The following is a 1,739-nucleotide window of genomic DNA, read 5'->3' as shown; positions in this document are numbered from 1 at the left end:
GATGATGAGTGCTATTCCAAATATGATCGTATTTGACATTGCAAAGTAATCCAGTACGCCAAGCTGTGTAAGGTCTTCGAAGTTGAAATACAGGCTGCTGTTGAAAACGAGAGATCGGATTTCTACGATGTGCAGGATAAAGAAGAAATGCAGGCTTACGATAAAAAGCGGGAGTAAGAATTCGGGAACCTTGATTTTTGATTCTTTTGTCAAAACTTTTTGAGAGACAAATGCTAAAGCAAGGACGAGAATACCATTCATGAAATAGTCCACCTGAGTGGGATTTACCAATGAAAATCCATAATCAGGATGTGCAGCATCAATGTTTGCAAACCGTTTTGACCAATCAAAAAGATAGAGTAGCCCCCTGATTCCCATGAGGATAAAGAAACCCGGTAAGTATATATGTATGAAGTAAAATGCAAGGCAGGTAAAAATGGCCAGGTAAATGCTCAGAAAGAGGGCGTTCAGCAATATTGACCGATGTCTCGATACAGGTTTTAGTGAGATGTGTTTTCTTTCAAACTCGTCCTTATGGATCTCGACAATAAATTCTGACCCCAGATTGAGGTTGTCAATGACCGATCCGGTTAAAAAGGAATCTCTTTCAATAATATCCAGGCAAACCATTATTTCAAATCCCTTGTAATCCTGGACCCTGCATGTGTCTTCACTTGCTGAGTCAATTACCCAGAATAAGGTTCTTTGGTCCTTCCTAACTGTGCAAGTTGTCCCATTATTTGACAGATCATCAGAAATGGTTTTGAGTTCCCGGAGTTGAGGAATATTCAGATCAGAGGCTATGAGTTTATTGAGGAAATTATCATCAGTTAGCGTAAAAAAGGTTGAATTGAAGGTGTTGTCAATATAGTTGTCAACCTCTGAATTAGATGATTCTAATGACCTGGGCCAGAATGTAATGACATCAGCGATAATGGTAAAGCCAAGGAAGATGCCTAAGAGTATGAGGCCTTTCGATTTCATAAGTAACTACGAAAATAAGCAATTACATATTAAATATTGTCATAATATAATTGACTATTTGGGAGAGTTGACAACTTGAGTTAAAGTATTTTTCTTTGTACCGTGTGATCTATCGCTCATTTTAAGTAATGAGAGGAAAGTCCGGACAACGTAGAACGCCGTACCAATTCATCATTGGGCCATGCAAATGGACAGAAAGTGTCACAGAAACAAGACTTCCCCGTTCTCGGGGTAAAGGTGAAAACGTGAGGTAAGAGCTCACGGGTCTGTTGAGTAATTTTCAGACTGGATAAACCTTGCGGGTTGAAATGCCAAGTAAACTTTGATTCATTTTTGAGTAGGGTTGTTCGCTCTATTGATCTTCAGTCAAAGTGGGTAGGCAGAGGAGATAAATGATAGATATCCCTTTTGGGAAACAGAATCCGGCTTATAGCACAAATTAAAAATGTCTTTTTGGGATGTCCGAAAAGGCATTTTTCTTTACTACTTTTTTGATCTAACTGAGATGATTTTCTGATTTGTGGGTTGGTTAAAATCCACCCCTTCTGTATTATTATGGGTTGATTAAAATCTACCCCTACGATTATTATGGGTTGGTTAAAACCAACCCCTACGTATTATATTTTTCTGTTTTACTGTATGGCTGTTTTTTTTGAGGGTTGAATGAATCCACCCCCTCTGTATTATTATGGGTTGATTAAAATCCACCCCTGTGTATTATTATGGGTTGGTTAAAATCCACCCCTGTGTATTAT

At 38.4% G+C, this 1,739-nt stretch carries 1 protein-coding gene and 1 other RNA gene; one reads left to right on the top strand and one right to left on the bottom strand.

All coding sequences use genetic code 11. The features are described 5' to 3' along the window. Positions 1–984 (bottom strand): hypothetical protein (locus MJD61_18220; protein ID MCG8557199.1); only part of this gene is annotated, 984 nt, incomplete at its 3' end. A gap of 96 nt (positions 985–1,080) precedes the next feature. On the opposite strand from MJD61_18220, the gene rnpB reads away from it, so the two are divergent. Beyond that, positions 1,081–1,430: RNase P RNA component class A (rnpB, locus tag MJD61_18215), an RNA gene on the top strand. Positions 1,431–1,739: the final 309 nt, after the last annotated feature.

The sequence above is a fragment of the Pseudomonadota bacterium genome (genome assembly GCA_022361155.1).
In the GTDB taxonomy this organism is placed as follows: domain Bacteria; phylum Myxococcota_A; class Polyangia; order Polyangiales; family JAKSBK01; genus JAKSBK01.
The sequence above is the reverse complement of the archived record's forward strand: the minus strand, read 5'-3'. Positions and strand labels throughout refer to the sequence as shown.